General features: G+C 37.7%; 4 protein-coding genes. 1 reads left to right on the top strand and 3 read right to left on the bottom strand.

Annotated elements, in window-relative coordinates; all coding sequences use genetic code 11:
* On the top strand, positions 1-747 hold a 747-nt coding region (locus GSY74_RS10280), incomplete at its 5' end, for a cytochrome c (protein ID WP_164665011.1).
* 45 nt (positions 748-792) lie between these two features.
* On the opposite strand, the gene hslU is transcribed toward GSY74_RS10280, so the two are convergent.
* The 3 genes from hslU to rplI are packed head-to-tail and all read right to left on the bottom strand — an operon-like array spanning position 793 to position 3,123.
* A complete protein-coding gene (gene hslU / locus GSY74_RS10275; RefSeq protein WP_164665010.1) occupies positions 793-2,142 on the bottom strand; it encodes an HslU--HslV peptidase ATPase subunit in 1,350 nt (449 codons plus the stop codon).
* A 3-nt stretch (positions 2,143-2,145) separates the two neighbouring features.
* Positions 2,146-2,676, bottom strand: a complete 531-nt coding sequence (hslV, locus tag GSY74_RS10270) for an ATP-dependent protease subunit HslV (protein ID WP_164665009.1) — start codon at positions 2,674-2,676, stop codon at positions 2,146-2,148.
* A gap of 3 nt (positions 2,677-2,679) precedes the next feature.
* On the bottom strand, positions 2,680-3,123 hold the full coding sequence (rplI, locus tag GSY74_RS10265) for a 50S ribosomal protein L9 (protein WP_164665008.1): 444 nt from the start codon (positions 3,121-3,123) through the stop codon (positions 2,680-2,682).
* Between the last annotated feature and the right edge of the window lie 132 nt (positions 3,124-3,255).

Genomic DNA, 3,255 nt, shown 5'->3' with positions numbered 1-3,255 from the left:
CTAGTTACATCAATTGCTACCTCATCACTATTGGCACAATCAGGAGAGTCACTATTTACTAACTACTGTGCAGGGTGTCACCACAGTGTGGTGGGTGTCAATGAATCAGGAGGTGAACAGACTAATGTTTATGAAGCACCTTATGCTAAAACGGTTATTGAAAAACTTAAAACTGAAACTAAAACAAAAGAGGCATTTGTGGCTTTTGTCAAAGATTATATTGATGAACCTACTAAACGAAAATCTCTTTATGGAAAAAAAGCCATCAAAAATTTTGGTCTAATGCCCTCTCTCAAAGGAGCGATGAGTGATGAAGAGTCAACCAAATTGGCAGAGTATATGTATAGTGATTATAACAAAAAGAAAATAGCAGAAAAAATTGTACCTTCTAAAACTACTGAGACATTAACTCCATCAGAAAAAGCCAACGAGTCACTTTTTGCAAAACACTGTGCTAGTTGTCACACTACTGTAGTGGGTGTGGATGAGTCTGGTGGAAAACTAACCAATGTCTATGACGCACCGTATGCAAAAGATGTGATGAGTAAACTCAAAGATGAAACCAAAACAAAAGAGGCATTTATCGCTTTTCTCAAAGATTATATAGATACACCAGATAAGCGAAAATCTCTCTATGGAAAAAAAGCCATCAAAGATTTTGGTCTAATGCCATCTCTTAAAGGGGTGATGACCGATGAGGAGTCAACGGGATTAGCTGATTATCTTTATGAAAAATATACAGATTAAATGAGAAAGAGTCAGTCATATAGGTATATGAACTGACTTTTAGGTTTAAAGAATATACCTAGTAACATCCTCACTATCTACAAGCTTCTCTAACTTAGAGTCTATCAAAGCTTTATCTATAACAATCTTCTCCCCAGCATGTTCATCAGCATCGAAACTTATCTCTTCGACAATCTTCTCCATAATAGTGTGAAGTCGTCTAGCACCTATATCCTCAGTCTTCTCATTGGCAATTGCAGAGTATTGTGCAATACTTCGCAGAGCATCCTCTTCGAATACCAACTCAACTTTTTCAACACCAAGAAGTGCTTTATATTGCATAACAAGTGAGTTTTTTGGTTCTGTCAAGATTCTATATAGTGCCTCTGCATCCAAGGAATCAAGCTCAACTCTTAGAGGGAAACGACCTTGTAGCTCTGGAATCAAATCACTTGGTTTGGTCAAGTGGAATGCACCTGCTGCGATAAACAATATATGGTCGGTTTTAACCATACCAATCCGTGTTTGAACATTTGAACCCTCTACAATAGGAAGCAGGTCTCTTTGAACACCCTCTTTGCTTGGGTCTTGACGGGAATTGGAGTTGGCAGGAACAGCGATTTTATCAATCTCATCAATAAAAACTAGACCACCCTCCTCTATCTTTTTAATTGCTAAATCTTTTAACTTCTCCTCATCAAAAAGCTCTTCACTCGCCTCAACAGCCAAGATAGTTTTTGCTTCTTTGACTGTAACCTCTTTCTTTTTGCCTTTTTTATTGAGACCACCAATCACTTTGATAATGGACTCTTGCACACTTGCCATCTCTGGGGGCATATTGCCTCCACCTGCGACTTCAATCGTTGGGGAGGGCATATCAATCTCTATCTTTAGATGGTCAAGCTTACCCTCTTCGAATTTTTTCTGCATCTTTGCAAATGAGTTCTCATAATCAGACTGTTTCTGCTCACTAGCACCTGCTGGAAGTGGTGGAAGAAGCTTCTCTATGATTTTATTTTCAATATATATCGCAATCTTCTCTTTGTTAAGCTCATTCTGCTCTTCTCGAACTATCTGCAGAGCATTAGCCGCCAAGTCACGAATCATCGACTCAACATCTCGACCCACAAAACCAACTTCGGTATATTTACTAGCCTCTATCTTTATAAATGGAAGACTCATCATAATCGCTAATCGTCTAGCTATTTCGGTCTTACCAACGCCAGTACTACCTATCATCAAGATATTTTTTGGCATCACATCTCTTTGTAAATCCTCGCTAAGTTGCATCCGTCTATAACGGTTTCGCAGTGCTACAGCGATAGTTTTTTTTGCATTCCCCTGACCAATGACATATTTGTCTAAAAATGATACAATCTCTTTTGGTGTGAGATTGGTCGATATTTTGTTACTCAATTTTTATAACTCCAGTAGTTTTATATTTGTATTTGTATAGATGCAGAGTTCCCCTGCAATTGTTAGGCTCTCTTTTACCAACTCTTTTGCTGACATATCAGTATGTTTGTCCAAGGCTCTGGCGGCTGATATAGCATAGTTTCCACCTGAACCGATGGAGGCTATCTTGCCATCCTCTGGCTCTACCACATCTCCTGTACCTGTCAAGATAAAGATATGTTCTCTATTTAGTACTAGCATCATCGCTTCGAGTTGTCGCAGATGCTTATCTTTTCTCCACATCTTAGAGAACTCTATCACAGACTTTAGCAAATCACCCTTTTTCTCATTCAAGATATTCTCAAACATATCAAATAGGTTAAAAGCATCAGCCGTACTACCTGCAAATCCTGCCAAAATCTCACCTTTGTGAAGTGAACGAATCTTGGTAGCATTACCTTTTAGTATAGTATTGCCAAAACTCACTTGACCATCACCACCGATGACAGCATTTTTCTCGCCTTTATAAGCAAGTATCGTTGTTGCGTGAAACACTCTCTACTCTCCTGCCACTTCAATAGTAAGCATAGCATGAATAGCATGTCCAAGTTTTACATCAATCTTGAACTCACCTGTTAGCTTTATCGCTTTTTTAAGCTCAATATTTCTCTTGTCTATCTTGATATTTAGCTCCTCTTCAACAGCTTTAGCAATATCATCTTTTTTCACAGAACCTCGGATACCTACAGGTGCAAGTTTTTTTGTAATTACAATTTTTGCAGCCTCTAGCTTCTTTTTTTCTGCTGTAAACTGCTCAATCTCATCAGCCAACTCTTTAGCCCTCTGCTCCTGCTCAGCTTTCCACTTCTCTACAACATCAGGAGTAGCCAACTTAGCCATCCCTTTACCAATCAAAAAGTTTTGACCATAGCCATCTTTGACCTCTTTAATCTCACCTTTTTTACCTAAACTTTTTACATCTTTTATTAGTAATACTTTCATTTATAATCCTTAATCTGCTATTAGGCAGTTAGTAATTTGTAATTTTAGCAAGTTTTGTTTAGAGATGAGATATAATCATGATATTAATTATCTATTTTTTAACACCATATGTTAGATATAATTAATAAATAT

The organism is Sulfurovum sp. bin170 (genome assembly GCF_010892395.1).
Taxonomy (GTDB): Bacteria; Campylobacterota; Campylobacteria; order Campylobacterales; family Sulfurovaceae; genus UBA1140.
Note: the sequence above shows the minus strand (reverse complement) of the source record. Positions and strands in the feature narration are given on the sequence as shown.

Coding starts and splice junctions, on each gene's coding strand:
- rplI (WP_164665008.1), bottom strand. CDS start 3,123: ATGAAAGTATTACTAATAAAAGATGTAAAAAGTTTAGGTAAAAAAGGT.